This window comes from Marinitenerispora sediminis (assembly GCF_003336425.1).
GTDB lineage: Bacteria > Actinomycetota > Actinomycetes > Streptosporangiales > Streptosporangiaceae > Marinitenerispora > Marinitenerispora sediminis.
The window spans coordinates 1-313 of record NZ_QEIO01000407.1 but is presented as its reverse complement, the minus strand read 5'-3'; the positions used below and the strand labels follow the sequence as shown (position 1 = coordinate 313).

General features: G+C 78.0%; 1 pseudogene. It reads right to left on the bottom strand.

The annotated features are described in order from the left end of the window. A pseudogene (locus tag DEF28_RS27030) lies at positions 1-287 on the bottom strand (glycosyltransferase family 1 protein); the annotation flags it as partial. Positions 288-313 lie beyond the last annotated feature (26 nt).

Genomic DNA, 313 nt, shown 5'->3' with positions numbered 1-313 from the left:
GTGTTGTGCTCCACGTACACGGCCGGGACGTCGCGGCCGGGGCGGCGGCCGAGCCACCGCTCGGCGAGGTCGAGCTCGTGCGGGCGCTGGGCGACGACGAGGTCCACTGGCTGCTCGCGCAGCGTCTCCGGGGCGACCTCCACGGCGGTGTCGGGCCAGTCCCAGGTCTCGGCGCGCCCGCGGCCGTCGGCGCCGCGGTCGGGGCTCACCGGGAGGAGGCAGGTGTGCCCGCCGGCGAGGAAGGCGGTGGTCCAGGAGCCGTGCACGTGCCACATCAGGATCCGCAGCGTGCGGCGCGGGCCCGGGTCGGGGG